Source organism: Streptomyces sp. NPDC060184, assembly GCF_042728795.1.
In the GTDB taxonomy this organism is placed as follows: Bacteria; Actinomycetota; Actinomycetes; order Streptomycetales; family Streptomycetaceae; genus Streptomyces.
In genome coordinates, this window is record NZ_JBHWYX010000017.1 from 54,740 (window position 1) to 74,978 (window position 20,239).

Sequence of the window (20,239 nt, forward strand, 5' to 3'; positions counted from 1 at the left end):
GAGGGTCACATCAAGTGGGAGCAAACGCTCTCAGTGTCACAAGGGGGAAATTATGGGATTCACGCGCATGGTCGCGGCTGCCGGAGCGTTGACCGCGCTCCTGGCGGGCAGCACGGTGGCGCTCGCCGCCACCGCCGAGGCCGCGCCCAACGTCACTCCGCAGGGGGTCTGCGGCAGTGGCTACAAGACGGTGAACTCGGCGCCCGTCGGTTCGCTGGGGACCGTCTACCTCACCTACAACTCCGCGAACGGCAACAACTGCGTCGCGACCATCCGCAGCACCCCGGGCACGGTGAAGGCCATGTCCGCGTACCTCTACGTGTCGGACACCGACGCCTACGCCGAGGACTACGGGAACTACACCTCGTACGCGGGCCCGGCTCGCGCCTACGGCAAGGGCCACTGCGTGAGCTGGGGCGGCAACATCGACAACGTCTGGGTGTCGGTGCAGGACTCCAACTGCGCGGCCCGGCTGGAGAAGCGGACCACCACCGTCCGCTGACCCCGGACGGCGGCTCGGCCGTGGTGTGAGAGCAGCGCCGTCCGCCCAGCGGGCGGGACTTTCACCACACGGCCTGGGCGCAGTACACCGGAGCGGGCCCGGGAGCATCACGCTCCCGGGCCCGCTCTCCGTACGCGCCGCGTCTCACCCGGCCGCGTCTCAGCCGACCGAGCTGTACGCCACCACGCCGCGCAGCACTCCGTCGACGGCCTTGCGGGCGTTCTTCGCCACCGTGCTGCCCTCGCGCGGGGCCGCGGCGGCCACCTGGCCGAGCACGTCGATGACCTGCTTGCACCAGCGGACGAAGTCGCCGGCGGGCATCTCGGCCTCGCGCAGCACCTCGTCCAGGGTGCGGCCGGAGGCCCACATGTAGACCGCCCAGGCGAAGCCGAGGTCGGGCTCGCGCTGGCCGACCCCCTCGGTCTGGTTGATCTTGAAGTCCTCCTCCAGGGCGTCGAGCCGTCCCCAGATGCGGACCATCTCGGCCATGGCGGTCTTCGCCGGGCCGGACGGCAGCTTGGGGGCCACCGCGTCGTCCGCCTGCCGCGCCTCGTAGACCAGCGCCGAGACGCAGGCCGCGAGTTCGGCCGGGTTGAGCCCTTCCCAGACGCCGTCCCGCAGGCATTCGCTCGCCAGCAGGTCGAGTTCGCCGTAGAGCCGGGCCAGCCGCCGGCCGTGCTCGGTGACCTCGTTGGCGCGCAGGTAGTCCAGCTCGGTCAGCAGGGCCACGATCCGGTCGAAGGTGCGGGCGATGGTGTTCGTCCGTCCCTCGATGCGGTTCTCCAATTGCCGGGTGTCCCGCTTGAGGCGGTGGTACCGCTCCGCCCACCGCGCGTGGTCCTCGCGCTCGTCGCAGCCGTGGCACGGGTGGGCCCGCAGCTCGGTGCGCAGGCGCGCGATCTCCCGGTCGTCGGCCGCGGCGGCGCGTCCCTTGCGGTGGCGGTCGGGCACGATGTGCCCCGCCTTGGTCCGCAGGGCGGAGGCGAGGTCGCGGCGGGACTGGGGCGAGCGGGGGTTGAACGTCTTGGGTACCCGCATCCGCTCCACGGCCTCCACGGGCACCGGGAAGTCCATCGACGCCAGCCGTTTCACCTGGCGCTCGGCGGTGAGCACCAGCGGGCGCGGACCGTCGTGCTGGTCGAAGCCGCGGTGGCCGTTGGCCCGCCCTGCGGGCAGTCCGGGGTCCAGCACCAGGGCGAGGCCGGCGAACTTGCCGGTCGGCACGTGGATGATGTCGCCCGGCTTGAGCTTCTCCAGGGAGGAGGCGGCGGCGGCACGGCGCTGCGAGGCACCCTGCTTGGCGAGGTCGGTCTCGCGGTCCTTGAGGTCCCGCCGCAGGCGGGCGTACTCCTCGAAGTCCCCGAGGTGGCAGGTCATGCCCTCGCGGTACCCCTCCAGGCCCTCTTCGTTCCGCTGGACCTGGCGGGAGATCCCGACGACCGAGCGGTCCGCCTGGAACTGCGCGAAGGAGGTCTCCAGCAGCTCGCGCGAGCGGTGCCGCCCGAACTGCTGCACCAGGTTGACCGCCATGTTGTACGAGGGTCGGAAGCTGGAGCGGAGCGGGTACGTGCGCGTGCCCGCGAGCCCGGCCAGCGCGCCCGGGTCCATGCCCCGCTGCCAGAGCACCACGGCGTGGCCCTCGACATCGATGCCGCGGCGTCCCGCGCGCCCGGTGAGCTGCGTGTACTCGCCGGGCGTGATGTCCGCGTGCTGCTCGCCGTTCCACTTGACGAGCTTCTCCAGCACCACCGAACGCGCCGGCATGTTGATGCCGAGCGCGAGGGTCTCGGTGGCGAAGACGGCCTTGACGAGACCGCGGACGAAGAGCTCCTCCACGACCTCCTTGAAGGTCGGCAGCATGCCCGCGTGGTGCGCGGCGATGCCCCGCTCCAGGCCTTCGAGCCATTCGTAGTACCCGAGGACGTGCAGGTCCTCGGCGGGGATGGAGGCGGTCCGCTCCTCGACGATCTCCCGCACCAGGCGGCGCTTGTCCTCGTCGTTGAGCCGCAGCCCGGCGGCGAGGCACTGCTGCACGGCCGCCTCGCAGCCGGCCCGGCTGAAGATGAAGGTGATGGCGGGCAGCAGCCCCTCGGCGTCCAGCCGGTCGATCACCTCGGGGCGCGAGGGCGTCCAGATCCGGCTGCGCTGACGGCGCTCGCGCTCGCGGTCCGCCTCGCGCACCATCTTGCCGCGCCGGCGGTCGCGCGGGTTGTACCCGCCCTGGCTCTCCATGCGGGCGAGCCGGATCAGGTCGGGGTTGGTCTCACGGCGGGCGGAGCCCCGGCCTCCGTGGTCGGTCTCCTCCTCGAAGAGGTCGTACATCCGGCGCCCGGCCAGTACGTGCTGCCAGAGCGGAACCGGCCGCTCCTCGGAGACGATGACCTCGGTGTCCCCGCGCACGGTGTCCAGCCAGTCGCCGAACTCCTCGGCGTTGGAGACGGTCGCGGAGAGCGAGACCAGGGTCACGGAGTCGGGCAGGTGGATGATCACTTCCTCCCAGACCGCGCCCCGGAAGCGGTCGGAGAGGTAGTGCACCTCGTCCATCACGACGTATCCGAGGCCGGCCAGGGACTGGGAGCCCGCGTACAGCATGTTCCGCAGGACCTCGGTGGTCATCACGACCACCGGCGCCTCGGAGTTGACGCTGTTGTCACCGGTCAGCAGGCCGACCTTGTCGGCGCCGTAGCGCTTGACCAGGTCGGCGAACTTCTGGTTGGAGAGCGCCTTGATCGGCGTGGTGTAGAAGCACTTGCGCCCCTGCTCCAGGGCGAGGTGCACCGCGAACTCGCCGACGATCGTCTTGCCCGAACCGGTCGGGGCGGCGACCAGCACGCCCTTGCCCGCTTCCAGTGCCTTGCAGGCCTCGATCTGGAAGGGGTCGAGTTCGAACTCGTACATCTCGCGGAAGGGCCACAGCGCCGTGGCCATCTCGGCCTGGCGGAGGCGGGAGGCGTGGTAGCGCTCGGCTGGTGAGAGGTCCTCTGTCATCTTGTTGACGAGCCTACCCGCCACCTCCGACAGTCCATGCGCCCTTTTTCCGGGTGCCCGCCCCGGCCCGGGTGTGCGCTCAGCCGGTGAGGACCCGCACGGCGCCCGGGACGCACACCGCCGTCACCGGGAGCGCTCCCAGGGGTTCGCCGTCGGCGTAGGCGGTGGTGGAGGCGGCGGCCAGCTCGACGGAGGCGGCGCGGTGGACGGTGACCACGGGGTGGGTGAGGTGGGTGCCCCGGTAGACCCGCGGAAAGACCTTCAGCAGGGTGGTGCGGCTGCAGTCGCCGACGACGGTCACGTCGAAGAGCCCGTCGTCCATGGCGGCGTCCGCGCAGATCCGCATGCCGCCGCCGTACGAGGTCCCGTTACCGACGGCGACGAGGGTCGCCTCGACCTCCTGGACGGCCCCGCCGTCCAGCCGTATCCGGTACGGCACCGGCCTGAAGGAGGCCAGCTCGGCGAGGATCGCCAGGTCGTACTTGAAGCGGCCGGGGACCAGGCGCATCCGGTTGCCCCGGTCGTTGACCCGGGAGTCGAAGCCGGACGCCAGCACGGTGCCGAACCACCGGTCGCCGGCCCGTCCGAGGTCGAGGGTGCGTACGCGGTCCCGTTTCAGGGCGTCGGCGGCCAGCCGTCCGGCAGCCAGCGGATCGCGCACCGGAAGCCCGAGGGTCCGGGCGAAGTCGTTGCCGGTGCCCACGGCGACCACCCCGAGCGGGGTCCCGGTACCGGCCACCGCCTGGAGCGCGAGCGAGACCATGCCGTCGCCGCCCACCGCGATCAGCGCACCGGTGCCCGAGGCCACCGCCTCGCGCGCCCGGCCCAGGGCGTCGGACGCGTCCTCGCCGAGCACGGTCCGTACGGAGAATCCGGCGTCCCGCAACGCGGAAGCGGCCGGCTGCGCGGCGTGCGCGCCCCGGCCGCTGCCCGCGGTGGGATTGACGAAGAGGGTGATCTCGCTGGTCACCCGCCGGACCCTACAAGGTCAGGTGATGTCGTCGTAACCGTTGAGACGGTGCGATCCGGCACCGTCCTGCTCGCCCGACGCCTGTCCGGGGAGGGTGGCCCGGCCGGCGGACACGCTCTCCACGGTGTCGATGCGCTCGGGAGTGAGGTCGAGCTCCGAGGCCTCGTCGTCGTCGAGGTCGGCATCGGGGTTGCCGCGGTTGCGGCGCTTGTCGTTCAGGAGCGAGAAGCCGGTCGCGAAGAAGTACAGGACGGCCAGCGGGCCGGCCAGCAGCAGCATCGACAGCGGCTCACCGCCGGGAGTGGCGATGGCGGCGAAGGCGGTGAGGCCGACGATCATCCCGCGCCACCAGCCGAGCATCCGCTTACCGGTGACGATCCCGGTGAGGTTCAGCGCGACGAGCAGCAGAGGAAGCTCGAAGGCCAGGCCGAAGACCACGATCATGCGGGTCAGCAGGTCGAGGTAGCTGTCGAGCCCGATCTGGTTCTGCACGCTGTCCGGGCTGAAGCCGAGCATGATCTGCGCGGTCTGCGGCAGAATCAGGTAGGCGAGGTAGCCGCCGGCCAGGAAGAGCGGGGCGCCGAGCACGGCGAAGCCGTAGGCGTACCGCTTCTCGTTCTTGTGCAGACCCGGGGCCACGAAGGCCCAGAGCTGGTAGAGCCAGACCGGCGTGGCGAGAAGCACGCCGGACATCAGAGCGACCTTGAGGGCGTTGGTGAACGGCGCCATCAGGGTGTCGGTCTTCAGCAACGCGCACGGCTTGCCGTTGATCGCGGTGACCACGCCGTCCTTGCAGCCGACCGACGAGAGGATCGGCCGCAGAAGGAAGTCGTAGATGTCCTTCTGGAAGAAGGCGGCGACGATCGTCACCACGACAATGGCCAGAACGGCCTTCAGAAGCCGGTTACGCAGCTCACGCAGGTGATCGAGGAGGGGCATCCGCCCCTCGTCGTTCTTCTCCTGCTTGCGGGCAGACTTGAGCAACCCACTTCCCTCGTCTCGTGCGGCAGCTGTCGGTGGAACGGGTCAGCTGTCAGCTCTGGGTGGTGGGCTTGGGCTCGGCGACCGGGCGGGAGCTGGTGACATCGCCCGGGGCGGCCTGGATGGTACGGGTGGCGGCGGCCTGCGGGGCGGGGTCCGCGGCCGTCTCGGCGGCCGGGGTGGCGGGCTCGGCGTCGTCGCGCTTCATCGCCTTGGCCTCGCTCTTGAGGATGCGGGCGGACTTGCCGAGCGAACGCGCCATGTCCGGAAGCTTCTTGGCACCGAAGAGCAGCAGGATGACAGCGATGATCAGAACGATCTCTAGGGGCTTCAGATTGCCGATCATGTGTGCGACTTCCTTCTCACTGGGGTGACTGGAGGAGCGGGCTCACTACCCGATCAGTCGGACAGGTGTCCGAGCCGTCAGCTGGCAGCGATCGTAACCCGCAGGAGTAAACGCGAGGCAATGCCTGCGTATACGCGCGGTTCCGGACCACGCCTCCTGCCTGGACCGACCTCAGCAGAGTACCGCGCGGTCCGGGATTTCCAGAGGGCGCGGTTCCGACCAGGTCGTGCACGGCCCCGATCCGCCAGGCGCCGCGAAAGGGCCGGGGACGGCCTTCACCGCAGCACGTCGGCCGTGGAGGCCAGCCGGGTCGCGGCCCGCTCCAGGTCCTGGGCGGCCCGGTTGATCCGCTCCGAGGTGGTCGCCACCTGGCGGCCCAGCCGCCGGACTTCCAGGAAGACCCGGACGGCGAGAACGCCGAGCACGGCGATCCCCAGGAACCCCAGGGCGATGGCGAGCATGGGCCAGAGCATGCGGCGGAGCCTCTTTCGGGAGGAGCGGGACGGTGTTCAGGGAGCGGTGTGCAGCCGCAGGGTCCGTACGCCGCCGCAGGTGAGGAGCTCGACGATGCGCTCCCCGGCGGGCTTGCGCACGGCCGAGCCGCACTCGGGACAGGTGAAGGAGTAGAAGGTGGTGCGGGGGCCCGCCCCGATCGCCAGGCGCAACGCCTCGGCGCCGAGTTCGAAGCGCGTACGGCAGTCGGGGCAGCCCGCCCGGAACCGTACGGCGTGGCCCGCCGCGAGCCGGCCCGCTTCCGCGGCTCCCGTCACGCGTGGCCTCCGGGACTTGGTGCCGTCCTGTGTTCCCGTCATCGTCAGACCACGCCGTCGTAGGCGGCGAGCGCTTCGGCGGCGGCCCGGCGGGCGCTGTCGGCGAGCTCGGGGGGCGAGACGATGCGGCCCTCACCACCGAGGCGGAGCGCCAGCCTCCGCAGGGAGGCCGGGTCCGGGGTGCGCAGGGTGATCCGCAGACCGCCGTCGGGGCGCTCCTCGGCACGGTCGTGCGGGTAGTACTCGGCGACCCAGCGACCGCCCGCGCCGACCTCGACCACCACCTCCGGGTCCTCGGCGGCCGGCTGCACGAGCCCCTCCGAGAGGTCCCGGAGCTCCAGCTCCGGGGGTGCCGCCGGGGCGTCGAGCAGCTTGATCTCCGCGACCCGGTCGAGGCGGAAGGTGCGCCGGTCCTCGGAGAGCCGGCACCAGGCCTCCAGGTAGGTGTGGCCCACGGCGAAGAGCCGGATCGGGTCCACCTCGCGTTCGGTGAGCCGGTCGCGGGCGGGCGAGTAGTAGCGGAGCCAGAGCCGTCTGCGCTCGGAGATGGCCCGGTCGACCTCGGCGAAGACGCCGCCCTCGGACTCGAAGGTCACCGAGAGCCGGGAGCTGGCCGCACCGGTCTCCCCGGCGGCGGTCTCCAGTTTGGCGGTGGCGCGGACCAGCGCGAGCCGGTCGCTCTCGCGCAGTCCGGGCAGGGTGGCGACGGCTCGCGCGGCGACGAGGAGCGCGGTGGCCTCGTCGGCGGCGAGCCGCAACGGCTCGGCGACGTCGTCCGGGTTGTGCCACCAGATCCGGTCGCCGTCGGTGTCGATGTCGAGCAGGTCGCCGCCGCGGAAGCTGGTGCCGCACATGGGCAGCACGTCGAGGTCGGAGATGAGCTCGTCCTCGGTGATGCCGAAGGCCCGGGCGACGTCCTGCACGTGGGCGCCGGGGCGCTCCCGCAGGTAGGTCACCAGGGAGAGCATCCGCCGGGTCTGGTCGATCGCGTTCGTGGCCATGGTGCCGTCCCCCTCAGTCCTTCAGTCCTTGGCCACGGCGCGCAGCCGGTCGACCACATCGGCCCGCAGATCGGCGGGTTCGAGCACGACGACGTCGGGCCCGAACTCGACGAGCCAGGCGTCGAGACCGTGCCCGTACGGGATCTCCAGTTCGTCCCAGCCGTCACCGAGGTCCCGCGTCGAGACCGCGCGGGAGCGCAGCGGGAAGCCGGCGCCGGTACGCAGTCTGATCCGGGCGGTGCGGGTGGCGGTCTCGCCGGCCCAGCTCTCCACGGTCTCCCGGACGGTGACCACGTCGGGGATGGCGGCGGTGAAGACCCCGGCGCGGGAGCGGACCCTGCCGGTGATGCGCGAGAGGCGGAACACGCGCTCGGCGCCCCGCTCGCGGTCCCAGCCCGCCAGGTACCAGTGACCGCGCCAGCACTCCAGCCCCCAGGGCTCGACCTGGCGCTGCTCGGCGTGGGCGGAGTTGCCCTTGCGGTAGTCGAAGGTGACCGGGCGTCGGTCGCGGCAGGCGAGCATCAGCGGTTCGAAGGCGGCCTCGTGCACGGGGATGCGCGGCTCCAGGGCGCTGGGCACCTCGTAGGTGTCCTCGGCCTCGGGCATTCCGGCGGCGCGGAGCTTCTGCAGCGCGCCGCTGGCCGCTCCGGCGAGGCGGGCCTGCTGCCAGACCTTAGCGGCGATCTCCAGGGCCGCCGCCTCCTCCGCGCTGAGGGTGATCGGGGGGAGCCGGTTGCTGTCCCGGCGGGCGAGGTAGCCGATGTCGCCGTCGAGTCCTTCGACGGTCTCGATGACGAGGCCGAGTTCGCGCAGGTCGTCCTTGTCGCGCTCGAACATGCGGTTGAAGGAGTCGTCGGAACCGGCTTCGAGGTACGCCTCGATGGAGCCCCGCAGCTCGCGCTTGCTGAGCGGACGCCGGGTGCCCAGCAGGCACAGCGCGAGGTTCATCAGCCGCTCGGCCTTGGCAATCGCCATCGACGCCCTTTCTCTCCATGCGCTACGACGCTCGACCGTACCGCCCCCGGGGGTCCCGGCAAAAACACGCGTGCCCCGGACGGACGGCGGGAGGGCCCGTGCCGTACGGCACGGGCCCTCCCGGACCTCCGCGGGGGAGGCGTGATCCCGGCGGACGGCGACAGGGTCGCGATCCGGCCGGAATCGGGTGGCCGGACAATCCGGCCATCGGACGATCGGACGATCAGACGGCGACGAGGTCGCAGACGAAGATCAGCGTCTCGCCCGGCGCGATGGCGCGGCCGGCGCCGCGGTCACCGTAGGCGAGGTGCGCCGGGATGATCAGCTGGCGACGGCCGCCGACCTTCATGCCCTTGACGCCCTGGTCCCAGCCCTTGATGACCATGCCGGAGCCGAGCTGGAACTGGAGCGGGGTGCCGCGGTTCCACGAGGAGTCGAACTCTTCGCCGGTGGAGAAGGCCACGCCCACGTAGTGGACGGAGACGTTGTCGCCATCCTTGGCGACGGCGCCGTCACCCTCCCAGATCTCCTTGATCTCAAGGTCCTTCGGCGCCTCGCCACCCGGGAAGTCGACCTCGGGCTTCTCGATGCTCACTGAAACTGCTCCTCAGAAAAGATGAACTGCACAACCGGGACAGTCTTACATCTTCGTCAGGAGGTCCACCGCGAACACCAGGGTCGACTTGGCGGGAATCGACTGCTGCGCGGTGTCGCCGAAGGCCTGGTCCGGCGGGATGACCAGAAGGACCCGGCTGCCGATCTTCTTGCCCACCAGACCGTTCTTCAGGCCCTTGAGGGTCACCTGCTCCAGCGGGAAGGTCTGCGTCTTCCCCTGTTCGTAGGTGCTGTCGAACGTCTTTCCGTCCTTCCACAGCAGCCCCACGTAGTTCACCACGACGCTGTCGGTGTCCTTGACGACCTCACCGTCGGACTCCAGCACGTAGGTGGAGGAGAGCTTGGTGGGCGGGTCGCTCTTCGGGACGGTGACGCTCGGCGCCTTGCCGTCGGTGTTGGTGCCGACCTTCGGCAGCGCGGCGTCGTTCTGGGCGACCTTGGTGCCCTCGGCGGACGTCGGGATCTGGGTGGCCTTGACGACGTCGACGACGAAGACGAGGGTCGCGTTGGGCTTGATGTCGCCCTGCCCCTGTGCGCCGTAGGCGAGGTCCGGCGGGATGACGAGCTGGACGCGGCTGCCGACCTTCTGGCCGACGAGCCCCTTGTCCCAGCCCTGGATGACCATGCCGGCGCCCAGGGTCAGGTCGAACGGGCTCTTGCGGTCGAAGCTGTTGTCGAAGGGCTTCGTGGAGTCCCAGGCCTGGCCGAGGTAGTTGACCTGGACCGCGTCGCCGTTCTTCAGCGTGGCGCCGTCGCCCTCGCTGATGACCTTGGTCTTCAGCTCCTTGGGCGGGTCGCCCACGCCCTTGGCGAGGGTGGGTTTCTCACCGAACTTGGCACCCGCGGTGATCGCGGGCACGCCGGTCTCGGACGATGCGGAGTCGGAGGCCTTGTCGTCGCTGCCGCAGGCCGCTGCGGAGAGCAGCAGGAGGGGGACGACGAGAAGGCCGGCAAGTCGGCGCACAGGTTCCTCAGATCTCAGACGACACAGTCATGGGTCCCGGACACCTTACGGCCTTCCCGTGGCGCGGAGCCGGTTCGTGACGCCCCACGCCGCGGCCCGGCCGGCCGTCTCCCCCGTGCGTGCGAGCGTCACGGGCTCCGTACGGCGTGGTGTTCGAACGCACCGGCACCGCAGGGGCACGAACGCACGGACAGGCCCCGGAACGGGTGTTCCGGGGCCTGTCCGGCCGCGCCCGGTGGCGCGGTGACATTCAGCGGTGACGCCCACTGCGCGCGCCGCCGCGGGAGGGCGGTGGGCGCGGGGCCTCACATGCCCGCGATCAGCTTCTCCACCCGGTCGTCGACGGACCGGAACGGGTCCTTGCACAGCACCGTGCGCTGCGCCTGGTCGTTGAGCTTGAGGTGGACCCAGTCGACGGTGAAGTCCCGCCGCTGCTCCTGGGCCCGCTTGATGAAGTCCCCGCGCAGCCGCGCCCGGGTGGTCTGCGGGGGCACCGACTTGCCCTCGAAGATCTTCAGGTCGTTGCAGATGCGGGTGGCCTGGCCCTTGCGCTCCAGGAGGTAGTAGAGACCCCGGCGCCGGTGGATGTCGTGGTAGGCGAGGTCTATCTGAGCGACCCTCGGGTGCGACATGGTCATGTTGTGCTTGGCCCGGTACCGCTCGATGAGCTTGTACTTCATGACCCAGTCGATCTCGGTGGCGATCTTGTCGAGGTCCTCCGCCTCGATCGCGTCCAGGGTGCGGCCCCAGAGTTCGAGGACCTGGTCGACGGTGCCGGTGCGGATGCCCCGGCGCTCGACGAAGTCGACCGCCTTGTCGTAGTACTCGCGCTGGATCTCGATGGCCGACGCCTCACGGCCGCTGGCCAGGCGCACCTTGCGCCGACCGGTCGTGTCGTGACTGACCTCGCGGATCGCCCGGATCGGGTTCTCCAGCGTCAGGTCGCGCATCACCGTGCCCGCCTCGATCATGCGGAGCACGAGGTCGGTGGCGCCGACCTTGAGCAGCATGGTGGTCTCGGACATGTTCGAGTCGCCGACGATGACGTGCAGGCGGCGGTAGCGCTCGGCGTCCGCGTGCGGTTCGTCGCGGGTGTTGATGATCGGCCGGGAGCGCGTGGTGGCGGAGCTGACGCCCTCCCAGATGTGCTCGGCACGCTGGCTCACGCAGTAGACCGCTCCGCGCGGGGTCTGCAGGACCTTGCCCGCGCCGCAGATCAGCTGCCTCGTGACGAGGAACGGAATGAGGATGTCCGCGAGCCGGGAGAATTCCCCGTGCCGGGCCACGAGGTAGTTCTCGTGGCAGCCGTAGGAGTTGCCCGCTGAGTCGGTGTTGTTCTTGAAGAGATAGACGTCGCCCGCGATTCCTTCCTCGTGCAGGCGGCGTTCGGCGTCGACGAGCAGACCTTCCAGAATGCGTTCGCCTGCCTTGTCGTGAGTGACAAGCTCAGTGAGGTTGTCGCATTCGGGAGTTGCGTATTCCGGATGCGAACCCACGTCGAGGTAGAGGCGGGCGCCGTTCCGCAGAAAGACATTGCTGCTGCGGCCCCATGACACGACACGGCGGAAGAGGTAGCGCGCCACTTCGTCAGGTGACAGTCGGCGCTGTCCCCTGAACGTGCACGTGACGCCGTACTCGTTCTCCAGCCCGAAAATGCGGCGGTCCATGACTGAACATTACGCCTTACGGCGTGACCTGAAACCGGGTTCGACAGCTCCGTTTCGATCATTTTCCGATCCGGCCACAACGGTGCGCCCGCGTGCGGGAACTGCGAGGACCTTTCCGGTGGCCAGCAGGACGACGAGCGCGGCGACTCCGCCCGCTCCCGCGACGGCGAAACTCCAGGCCGTCCCGCCCAGCTCGACGGCGGGCCCGGCCACCGCCGTACCGGCCGCCGCGCCCACGCCGATGGTCGTCACGAGCCAGGAGAACGCCTCGGTCACGGTGCCCCGGGGCGCGTGCCGGTCGACCACGATGAACGAGCAGGCGATGGCCGGCGCGAGGAACACCCCGGCGAGCGCGGCGAGGGCCGTCATCGCGACCACGCCGGGCGTCAGCACCAGCGGCAGGTAGCCGAGGGCGAGCAGGGCGACGAGGACGCGGAGCCGCCGCTCGGGCGCACCGGCCCACTGCCGGGCCCCGTAGACCGCGCCGCCGATCAGCGCGCCGAGGCCGAGCGCCGCCATCAGCCAGCCGTACACGGACTCACGGCCCTGGTCGTCGGCGTAGGCGACGCCCGCCACGGTGATCGAGCCGAGCGCGATCCCGACGAAGAAGAGCGCACCGAGGAGGGCGAGGAGTCCGGGCGAGCGCAGGGCGCCGAGCCAGTGGGCCTCCCGGGGGGCGGACCGCCAGGTGCGGGAGGGCTCGGAGAGGACCACCGAGAGCGCCCCGAGGACCCCGGCGGCGTTGACGACGAGGAGCGCCGCGGCGGGCGACCAGAGCGACACCAGCAGGGTCACCAGCAGCGGCCCCGCGGTGAACATGACCTCCTGGGCGACCGCGTCCAGGGCGTAGGCGCGGTGCACCCGTTCCTCCCGCTGCCCGAGGACGGACGGCCAGAGGGCGCGCAGTCCGCCCTCCAGCGGCGGGGTGGTGACCCCGGCGACGATGACCGCCGCGTAGGCGAGCGGCAGCGGGTCCAGGCCCGCGAGGGCCAGCAGCACCATGCCGAGGGCGGAGACGACCGACGCGGGGAACTGCACGCGCGGCTGGCCGTACAGGTCCACCGCCCGGCCGAGGAGCGGCTGCCCGACCGCCGTGGCGAGGCCGTACGCGGCGGCGAGCCCGCCGGCCAGCGAGTAGCTGCCGCCCTCGGCCCGGGTGAAGAGCACGATCGCGATCGGGGCGATGCCGTTCGGCAGCCGCCCCACCAGGGTGCCGGTGAGCAGCCGGGCCGCGTGCCGCTCCCGGAGGATGTCCAGATATCCCGCGGCCATTCCCGCCCCTCTCCCCCGGTACGGGCCCGCGCCCGCCCGAGGTTTTACGTATAACGTCGAGTTCATACGTACCATGTGCGCAGTGGGCCGGTCCACCGCGCGGCACCGGCCCGCCTGGCCGGAACCGGTCGACAGCACCACCACCCGCACGGAGGCCCCAGTGAGCAGCCCGTCCCAGCCGGCTCCGGCCCGCCCCACCAGCCGGGACGTGGCGCGGGTCGCGGGGGTGTCGCAGGCGACGGTCTCCCTGGTGCTGGGCGGCAAGTGGCCCGGCCGGGTGTCGGAGGCCACCGCCGAGCGGGTCCGGGCCGGCGCTCGGGCACTCGGCTACCGGCCCAACCTCGCCGCCCGCAGCCTGCGCCTGGGCCGCACCAGGACCGCGCTGCTGGTGGTGCCCGCCCTCACCCACGAGTTCTTCGCCCGGGTCTACACGGGTGCCGCCTCGGTCGCCGCGGACCACGACTTCGGCGTCGTGCTCTACCCGTCGCCGGACGGCACCGGACCGGCCAAGGACCCCTTCGCCAGCGCCCGCGCGGCGCTCGACGGGGTGATCGCCTCGTCCATGGCGACCGAAGCCCTCGGGGCGCTGGGCGGTACGGAGCTGCCGCTGGTGATGCTGGACAGCGACCCGTCCGGCGCGGGCGCGGCGGCGCAGGTGAACCTCGACATCGCGGACGGGATGCGCCAGGTCGCGGAGCATCTGCTCGCCCTCGGCCACCGCCGCTTCACGCACGTGGCCGCCGCCGTCGACTCGTGGACCTTCGCGGTGCGCGCCCGCGCCCTGCGCGAGGCGCTCGCCGGCGTGCCCGGCACCTCGCTGCGTACGGTCGCCTCGCCGCTGGAGGTGTCCGGCGGGCTGCGGGCGTCCGAGGCGGCGCTGACCGCGCCGGGGCCCCGGCCCACCGCTCTGGTCTGCGACGGGGACGTGCTGGCGGCGGGCGCCTGCAAGGCGGCACGGCGCCTGGGCCTGCGGGTGCCCGACGACCTGTCGGTGTCGGGCTTCGACGACCTGGCGCTGGCCACCGCGGTGGAGCCCGAGCTGACCTCGGTGGCGCTCCCCGCCGAGCAGGTGGGCGAGCGGGGCATGACGGCCCTGCTCGCGGTGCTGGACGGCCGCCCCGTACGCGCCGGAAGCCTGCCGGTGGAGCTGGTGGTGCGGGGCTCCACCGCCCCGCCGCCGTCGCACGGCTGACACGGCGGTGCCCCGGGTCCCCTCCGTCGGACGGGACCCGGGGCACGCGGTCGTCGGTACGGCCGCCCGGGACTACTCCTCGGCGGTGCCGTTCGTCCCCTCGGACTCCTCCGTGTCGGACGGCGCGTCCGTGGGTGTGGTCGCGGCGGCGCCGTCGGCCTCCAGCAGCCGCGCGAGCTGCCGTCCGACGATCCGCTTGAACTTGCGCTGCTGGGGCCGGGTCCGGTCGAGCACCGCGACCTCCAGCCGCTCCGCGGGGATCTCCCGCTCGCTGCCGTTGGGGTCGCGGGAGAGCGCCTGCACGGCGAGCTTGAGCGCCTCGGCGAGCGTCATGCCGTCACGGTGCCGCTGGTCGAGGAAGGTGCTGATCTGTTCGGCGTTCCCGCCGACCGCGACCGAACCGTGCTCGTCCACGATCGAGCCGTCGTGCGGCAGCCGGTAGATCTGGTCGCCCTCGGGCTCGGCGCCGACCTCGGCGACCACCAGTTCCACCTCGTACGGCTTCTCCGCCGCGCTGGAGAAGATGGTGCCGAGCGTCTGGGCGTAGACGTTGGCCAGCCCACGGGCCGTCACGTCGTCGCGGTCGTAGGTGTATCCGCGCAGATCCGCGTAGCGGACCCCGCCGATGCGGAGGTTCTCGTACTCGTTGTACTTGCCGGCGGCGGCGAAGCCGATCCGGTCGTAGATCTCGCTGAACTTGTGCAGCGCGCGGGACGGGTTCTCGCCGACGAACACAATGCCGTCGGCGTACTGCAGCACAACCAGGCTGCGACCGCGGGCGATGCCTTTGCGGGCGTATTCCGCCCGGTCGGCCATGGCCTGCTGGGGTGAGACATAGAACGGCGTCGACACCGGCTATCCGTCCCTTTCTGTCAGTGACGAGTGCATCTCGAAGTCCCCGGAACTCCGGGCCGGATCAGAGCAGAGCCGCGCGCGGGCCGTCGGGGTGTTCGAGGCGGCGCTCCAGGATCTCGCGGGCGATCGCGGAGGACTCCCCGTCCGACAGCCGGCGGAAGCCCTCGTCGGTGATGACGGTGACGATCGGGTAGATGCGGCGCGCCACGTCGGGGCCGCCGGTCGCGGAGTCGTCGTCCGCGGCGTCGTACAGGGCCTGCACGACCAGGGTGAGCGCCTGGGACTCCGTCAGGTCCTCGCGATAGAGCTTCTTCATGGAGCCCCGGGCGAAGAGCGAGCCCGAGCCGGTGGAGGCGTATCCGGCGTGCTCCTCGGAGCGGCCTCCGGTGACGTCGTAGGAGAAGATCCTGCCCCGGCCCTTGTCGACGTCGTAGCCGGCGAAGAGGGGGACGACCGCGAGTCCCTGCATGGCCATCGCCAGGTTGCCGCGGATCATCGTGGAGAGGCGGTTGGCCTTGCCCTCCAGGGAGAGCTGCGCGCCCTCGACCTTCTCGAAGTGCTCCAGCTCCAGCTGGAACAGCTTGACCATCTCCACCGCGAGACCCGCGGTGCCCGCGATGCCGACGGCGGAGTACTCGTCGGCGGGGAACACCTTCTCGATGTCTCGCTGGGCGATCATGTTGCCCATGGTCGCCCGCCGGTCACCGGCGAGCACCACGCCGCCGGGGAACGAGGCCGCGACGATGGTCGTCCCGTGCGGTGCCTCGACGGCCCCCTTGAGCGGCGGGAGGCTCCGGTTGCCCGGGAGCATCGCGGGTGCGTGGTCGGACAGGAAGTCCATGAACGAGGACGAACCCGGCGTCAGGAACGCAGCTGGTAGACGCCCGGTGTGACGAGTGTTGGCTTCCACGCGTTTCCCTCCAGGTATGCATGCGACGGCCCGCCGGGGTCGGGACGGACGCCCGATGCGCCGATGGCCGGTGTGCGGTTGAAGCACCGTACGTCACGGACCCTACCCGCCCGGTGGCGGTGATCCACCTGTACGGGGGAAGCGGCCGGCGGAGCTGTCCGTCGTCCCGGCCGCTTCCCTCGCGGCGGCCCCGCGACCGCCGGTGACCTCCCGGTCAGCGGCGGCGCGCGTCCGAGGAGCCGGTCCGGGGGTTCAGGGCGCCGGGCGCCCGCTCACCGCCGGTGACCGGCGCGCGGAACAGGTGTCCGCGCGGACTACTCCCCGCCCTTCTGCACGAAGCTCCGCACGAAGTCCTCGGCGTTCTCCTCCAGGACGTCGTCGATCTCGTCCAGGACCGAGTCGACGTCGTCGCTCAGCTTCTCCTGGCGTTCCTTGAGGTCCTCCGAAGCCTGCGCCTCCTGCGCCTGCTCCTCGGTCTCCTCGGTGGAGCGCGTCGCCTTCTGCTGTCCGCCGCCGGTGTCCTTGGTCGCCATCTAGCTCACCCCGCTCGGTTCGAAGCATTCGAAGCTCTTGATCAGACCCTACCCACGGGGTCCGACATCGGCCCGGTACTTTTCCAACGTCCGGGCCCTGGTCCGATCATTCCCCTCCGGCGGCCCGTTCAGCCGCCGGACAGCACCCGGACCAGCTCCTCCGCCGTGCGGCAGCGGTCCAGGAGGTTCTTGACGTGCTCCCGCGTCCCGCGCAGCGGCTCCATGGTGGGCACCCGCTGCAGGGAGTCGTGGCCCGGCAGGTCGAAGATGACCGAGTCCCAGGAGGCGGCGGCCACGTCGTCCGCGTACTGGTCGAGGCAGCGGCCCCGGAAATAGGCCCGGGTGTCCTCCGGGGGCTTCGTACGCGCCCTGGCGACCTCGTCCTCCGCCAGCAGGCGTTTCATCCGCCCACCGGCCACGAGGCGGTTGTAGAGGCCCTTGTCGGCCCGTACGTCCGCGTACTGGAGGTCCACCAGGTGCAGGCGCGGGGCGTCCCACTCCAGGCCGTCCCGGCGCCGGTAGCCGTCCATGAGAGCCCGCTTGGCCACCCAGTCCAGCTCCCCGGACAGGCTCATCGGGTCGTTCTCCAGGCGGTTGAGGGTGTCCTCCCAGCGCAGCAGGACGTCCCGGGTCTGCTCGTCGGCGTCGGCGCCGTACCGCTCCTCGACGTACTTGCGGGCAAGCTCGAAGTACTCCATCTGGAGCTGCACCGCGGTGAGTGTGCGACCGCTGCGGAGCGTGATCAGATGCTGGAGGGACGGGTCGTGCGAGACCTGGTGGAGGGTGCGTACGGGCTGGTCGACGGCGAGGTCCACGTTGATGAACCCGTCCTCGATCATCGAGAGGACCAGGGCGGTGGTGCCGAGCTTCAGATAGGTCGAGATCTCGGAGAGGTTGGCGTCACCGATGATGACGTGCAGCCTGCGGTACTTCTCCGCGTCGGAGTGCGGCTCGTCCCGGGTGTTGATGATGGGGCGCTTGAGCGTCGTCTCCAGCCCCACCTCCACCTCGAAGTAGTCGGCGCGCTGGCTGAGCTGGAATCCGTGGTCGCGGCCGTCCTGCCCGATCCCGACCCGGCCCGCCCCGGTGACGACCTGGCGGCTGACGAAGAACGGGGTCAGGTGGCGCACGATGTCCGAGAAGGGGGTGTCCCGTCTCATCAGGTAGTTCTCGTGCGTGCCGTAGGAGGCGCCCTTGTTGTCGGTGTTGTTCTTGTAGAGGTGGATCGGCTGGGCGCCGGGGATGGCGGCGGCCAGTTCGGCGGCCTCGGCCATGACGCGCTCGCCGGCCTTGTCCCAGAGGACCGCGTCCCGGGGGTTGGTGATCTCCGGGGAGCTGTACTCGGGGTGCGCGTGGTCGACGTAGAGGCGGGCGCCGTTGGTCAGGATGACGTTGGCCAGACCGATGTCCTCGTCGGTGAGCTGGCTGGAGTCGGCGGTCTCGCGGGCGAGGTCGAAGCCTCGCGCGTCCCGCAGCGGATTCTCCTCCTCGAAGTCCCAGCGGGCGCGGCGCGCCCGGTGCATCGCCGCCGCGTACGCGTTGACGATCTGGGACGAGGTGAGCATGGCATTGGCGTTGGGGTGGCCGGGGACGGAGATTCCGTACTCCGTCTCGATGCCCATTACTCGCCGTACGGTCATGCGGCCCTCCTTGCCCGGCGTCGTCCCCTGGGGAAACGGCGCTCAAGTACCGCTGCTTGTCCGGTTGCGTGCGCGGTCGTCCGGCCCCGCACTGCGCGGTCGGCGGTACGTCAGAGCCTAGAGCGCCTCTGCCCCGGTGGGGAGATCCATTACGTCATTGTTCGGATGCGGCGCGAATACGGCTGGAACTCCGGGGAAAACAGCCGGCTGCGGTTGCCCGGTGGGGCAGCCGCAGCCGGACCGCTCGTTACAGGTACTGACCGGTGTTCGCGACCGTGTCGATGGACCGGCCGGTGTCCGCGCCCTGCTTTCCGGTGACGAGCGTGCGGATGAAGACGATCCGCTCGCCCTTCTTTCCGGAGATCCTGGCCCAGTCGTCCGGGTTGGTCGTGTTGGGCAGGTCCTCGTTCTCCTTGAACTCGTCCACGCACGCCTGGAGGAGATGGGAGACGCGAATGCCCTTCTGGCCTTCTTCGAGGAATGCCTTGATGGCCATCTTCTTCGCCCGGTCGACGATGTTCTGGATCATCGCGCCGGAGTTGAAGTCCTTGAAATAGAGGACTTCCTTGTCACCGTTGGCGTAGGTGACTTCGAGGAACCGGTTCTCCTCGGATTCCGTGTACATCCGCTCCACCACGGACTGGATCATGGCGTGGGCGGCGGCCGGCTTGGAGCCGGCGTGCTCGGCCAGATCGTCCGAGTGCAGCGGGAGCGAGGAGGTCAGGTACTTCGCGAAGATGTCCTTCGCGGCCTCCGCGTCCGGACGCTCGATCTTGATCTTCACATCGAGGCGGCCGGGCCGGAGGATGGCCGGGTCGATCATGTCCTCGCGGTTGGAGGCGCCGATGACGATGACGTTCTCCAGCCCTTCCACCCCGTCGATCTCGGCGAGCAGCTGCGGGACGATGGTGTTCTCCACGTCCGAGCTGACGCCGCTGCCGCGGGTACGGAAAAGGGATTCCATCTCGTCGAAGAAGACGATGACGGGGGTGCCCTCGCTCGCCTTCTCCCGGGCACGCTGGAAGACGAGGCGGATGTGCCGCTCGGTCTCACCGACGTACTTGTTGAGGAGCTCGGGGCCCTTGATGTTGAGGAAGTAGCTCTTCCCCGCGGGCTGGCCGGTCACCTCGGCGACCTTCTTGGCGAGCGAGTTGGCGACGGCCTTGGCGATGAGCGTCTTGCCGCAGCCGGGGGGACCGTAGAGCAGGATGCCCTTCGGCGGACGGAGTTCGTGTTCCTTGAAGAGATCGGGGTGGAGGTACGGGAGCTCGACCGCGTCGCGGATCAGCTCGATCTGGTCGCCCAGACCGCCGATCTTGTCGTAGTCGATGTCCGGGACCTCTTCGAGGACGAGTTCCTCGACCTCGCTCTTGGGCACCACTTCGTAGACGTAACCGGACCTGGGTTCCAGCAGGAGCGCGTCGCCGGGGCGGATGGTGATGTCGAGCAGCGGCTCGGCGAGCCGCACCACCCGTTCCTCGTCGGTGTGCCCGATCACCAGGGCGCGCTCGCCGTCCTCAAGGATCTCCTTGAGGGTGACGATGTCCCCGGCCCGCTCGAATTCCATGGCCTCGACCACGTTGAGCGCTTCGTTGAGCATGACTTCCTGGCCTCGACGGAGACCTTCGAGCTCAACGCTGGGGCTGACGTTCACCCGGAGCTTGCGGCCCCCGGTGAAGATGTCGCAGGTACCGTCCTCATTGGCCTGCAGGAACACGCCGAAACCGGCAGGCGGCTGCGCGAGCCTGTCGACCTCCTCCTTGAGGGCCACGATCTGGTCGCGGGCCTCGCGGAGCGTATGGGCGAGCCGTTCGTTCTGTGCGGTCACACCGGACAGACTGGTCTGCAACTCGACGACCCGCTCTTCGAGAATTCTCGAATGGCGCGGAGAGTCGGCGAGCTTACGTCGCAGGACGGCGATTTCCTGCTCAAGATAGGCGACCTGGCCCGACGGGTCTTCTGACCCCCGCCCGGGCCGGATGCCGCGGTTGATGTCGTCGTCGTGGGCTGCCACGGTCCTCACCTCCTCCAAGGGGAGCTGGACGCTTCCTGACCCTA

General features: G+C 70.6%; 19 protein-coding genes. 2 read left to right on the top strand and 17 right to left on the bottom strand.

Going from position 1 to position 20,239, the window contains the following annotated elements; genetic code table 11:
• The first annotated feature begins 52 nt into the window (after positions 1–52).
• Complete coding sequence (locus tag ACFWEE_RS13900; protein ID WP_386888914.1) at positions 53–502, top strand: spore-associated protein; 450 nt, start codon at positions 53–55, stop codon at positions 500–502.
• Between the two features lie 159 nt (positions 503–661).
• On the opposite strand, the gene ACFWEE_RS13905 is transcribed toward ACFWEE_RS13900, so the two are convergent.
• The 12 genes from ACFWEE_RS13905 to ACFWEE_RS13960 form a co-directional block, all read right to left on the bottom strand.
• A complete protein-coding gene (locus tag ACFWEE_RS13905) occupies positions 662–3,490 on the bottom strand; it encodes a DEAD/DEAH box helicase (RefSeq protein WP_386888916.1) in 2,829 nt (942 codons plus the stop codon).
• 79 nt (positions 3,491–3,569) lie between these two features.
• Positions 3,570–4,460 carry a diacylglycerol kinase gene (locus ACFWEE_RS13910; protein ID WP_386888917.1) on the bottom strand — a complete coding sequence of 297 codons (891 nt, stop codon included), beginning with the start codon at positions 4,458–4,460 and terminating at the stop codon, positions 3,570–3,572.
• An 18-nt stretch (positions 4,461–4,478) separates the two neighbouring features.
• On the bottom strand, positions 4,479–5,444 hold the full coding sequence (tatC, locus tag ACFWEE_RS13915; RefSeq protein WP_386888918.1) for a twin-arginine translocase subunit TatC: 966 nt from the start codon (positions 5,442–5,444) through the stop codon (positions 4,479–4,481).
• A gap of 49 nt (positions 5,445–5,493) precedes the next feature.
• Positions 5,494–5,787, bottom strand: coding sequence for a Sec-independent protein translocase subunit TatA (gene tatA / locus ACFWEE_RS13920; protein WP_386888920.1), 294 nt, complete (start codon positions 5,785–5,787; stop codon positions 5,494–5,496).
• Between the two features lie 275 nt (positions 5,788–6,062).
• Entirely contained in the window at positions 6,063–6,260 is a 198-nt protein-coding gene (locus ACFWEE_RS13925; RefSeq protein WP_386888922.1) for a hypothetical protein, read from the bottom strand.
• Positions 6,261–6,296: 36 nt separating this feature from the next.
• Positions 6,297–6,599 carry a hypothetical protein gene (locus tag ACFWEE_RS13930; RefSeq protein ID WP_386888924.1) on the bottom strand — a complete coding sequence of 101 codons (303 nt, stop codon included), beginning with the start codon at positions 6,597–6,599 and terminating at the stop codon, positions 6,297–6,299.
• Between the two features lie 2 nt (positions 6,600–6,601).
• Positions 6,602–7,558, bottom strand: a complete 957-nt coding sequence (locus ACFWEE_RS13935) for a helix-turn-helix transcriptional regulator (protein ID WP_386888926.1) — start codon at positions 7,556–7,558, stop codon at positions 6,602–6,604.
• A gap of 21 nt (positions 7,559–7,579) precedes the next feature.
• Complete coding sequence (locus ACFWEE_RS13940) at positions 7,580–8,533, bottom strand: WYL domain-containing protein (RefSeq protein ID WP_327174836.1); 954 nt, start codon at positions 8,531–8,533, stop codon at positions 7,580–7,582.
• Positions 8,534–8,756: 223 nt separating this feature from the next.
• Positions 8,757–9,128: an FKBP-type peptidyl-prolyl cis-trans isomerase gene (locus ACFWEE_RS13945; RefSeq protein ID WP_386888928.1), complete on the bottom strand. Its 372-nt coding sequence runs from the start codon at positions 9,126–9,128 to the stop codon at positions 8,757–8,759.
• 45 nt (positions 9,129–9,173) lie between these two features.
• A complete protein-coding gene (locus ACFWEE_RS13950) occupies positions 9,174–10,112 on the bottom strand; it encodes an FKBP-type peptidyl-prolyl cis-trans isomerase (RefSeq protein WP_386888930.1) in 939 nt (312 codons plus the stop codon).
• A 305-nt stretch (positions 10,113–10,417) separates the two neighbouring features.
• On the bottom strand, positions 10,418–11,779 hold the full coding sequence (pafA, locus tag ACFWEE_RS13955; RefSeq protein ID WP_266702607.1) for a Pup--protein ligase: 1,362 nt from the start codon (positions 11,777–11,779) through the stop codon (positions 10,418–10,420).
• A gap of 9 nt (positions 11,780–11,788) precedes the next feature.
• On the bottom strand, positions 11,789–13,051 hold the full coding sequence (locus tag ACFWEE_RS13960; protein ID WP_386888932.1) for an MFS transporter: 1,263 nt from the start codon (positions 13,049–13,051) through the stop codon (positions 11,789–11,791).
• Positions 13,052–13,211: 160 nt separating this feature from the next.
• Here ACFWEE_RS13960 and ACFWEE_RS13965 point away from each other — a divergent pair, with 160 nt between their 5' ends.
• A complete protein-coding gene (locus ACFWEE_RS13965) occupies positions 13,212–14,243 on the top strand; it encodes a LacI family DNA-binding transcriptional regulator (protein WP_386888934.1) in 1,032 nt (343 codons plus the stop codon).
• 72 nt (positions 14,244–14,315) lie between these two features.
• Here the strand turns inward: ACFWEE_RS13965 and prcA are convergent, their stop codons facing one another.
• The 5 genes from prcA to arc all read right to left on the bottom strand — a co-directional run bounded on the left by prcA (position 14,316) and on the right by arc (position 20,195).
• Positions 14,316–15,095 carry a proteasome subunit alpha gene (gene prcA, locus ACFWEE_RS13970; RefSeq protein WP_386888936.1) on the bottom strand — a complete coding sequence of 260 codons (780 nt, stop codon included), beginning with the start codon at positions 15,093–15,095 and terminating at the stop codon, positions 14,316–14,318.
• Between the two features lie 64 nt (positions 15,096–15,159).
• A complete protein-coding gene (prcB, locus tag ACFWEE_RS13975; protein ID WP_386888938.1) occupies positions 15,160–16,008 on the bottom strand; it encodes a proteasome subunit beta in 849 nt (282 codons plus the stop codon).
• Between the two features lie 314 nt (positions 16,009–16,322).
• Complete coding sequence (locus ACFWEE_RS13980) at positions 16,323–16,541, bottom strand: ubiquitin-like protein Pup (protein ID WP_266702617.1); 219 nt, start codon at positions 16,539–16,541, stop codon at positions 16,323–16,325.
• Between the two features lie 128 nt (positions 16,542–16,669).
• On the bottom strand, positions 16,670–18,181 hold the full coding sequence (gene dop, locus ACFWEE_RS13985) for a depupylase/deamidase Dop (RefSeq protein WP_386888940.1): 1,512 nt from the start codon (positions 18,179–18,181) through the stop codon (positions 16,670–16,672).
• Between the two features lie 247 nt (positions 18,182–18,428).
• Complete coding sequence (gene arc / locus ACFWEE_RS13990) at positions 18,429–20,195, bottom strand: proteasome ATPase (protein WP_386888941.1); 1,767 nt, start codon at positions 20,193–20,195, stop codon at positions 18,429–18,431.
• Positions 20,196–20,239: the final 44 nt, after the last annotated feature.

Coding starts and splice junctions, on each gene's coding strand:
- ACFWEE_RS13900 (WP_386888914.1), top strand. CDS start 53: ATGGGATTCACGCGCATGGTCGCGGCTGCCGGAGCGTTGACCGCGCTC.
- ACFWEE_RS13905 (WP_386888916.1), bottom strand. CDS start 3,490: ATGACAGAGGACCTCTCACCAGCCGAGCGCTACCACGCCTCCCGCCTC.
- tatA (WP_386888920.1), bottom strand. CDS start 5,787: ATGATCGGCAATCTGAAGCCCCTAGAGATCGTTCTGATCATCGCTGTC.
- ACFWEE_RS13925 (WP_386888922.1), bottom strand. CDS start 6,260: ATGCTCTGGCCCATGCTCGCCATCGCCCTGGGGTTCCTGGGGATCGCC.
- ACFWEE_RS13930 (WP_386888924.1), bottom strand. CDS start 6,599: ATGACGGGAACACAGGACGGCACCAAGTCCCGGAGGCCACGCGTGACG.
- ACFWEE_RS13935 (WP_386888926.1), bottom strand. CDS start 7,558: ATGGCCACGAACGCGATCGACCAGACCCGGCGGATGCTCTCCCTGGTG.
- ACFWEE_RS13940 (WP_327174836.1), bottom strand. CDS start 8,533: ATGGCGATTGCCAAGGCCGAGCGGCTGATGAACCTCGCGCTGTGCCTG.
- pafA (WP_266702607.1), bottom strand. CDS start 11,779: ATGGACCGCCGCATTTTCGGGCTGGAGAACGAGTACGGCGTCACGTGC.
- ACFWEE_RS13960 (WP_386888932.1), bottom strand. CDS start 13,051: ATGGCCGCGGGATATCTGGACATCCTCCGGGAGCGGCACGCGGCCCGG.
- ACFWEE_RS13980 (WP_266702617.1), bottom strand. CDS start 16,541: ATGGCGACCAAGGACACCGGCGGCGGACAGCAGAAGGCGACGCGCTCC.
- dop (WP_386888940.1), bottom strand. CDS start 18,181: ATGACCGTACGGCGAGTAATGGGCATCGAGACGGAGTACGGAATCTCC.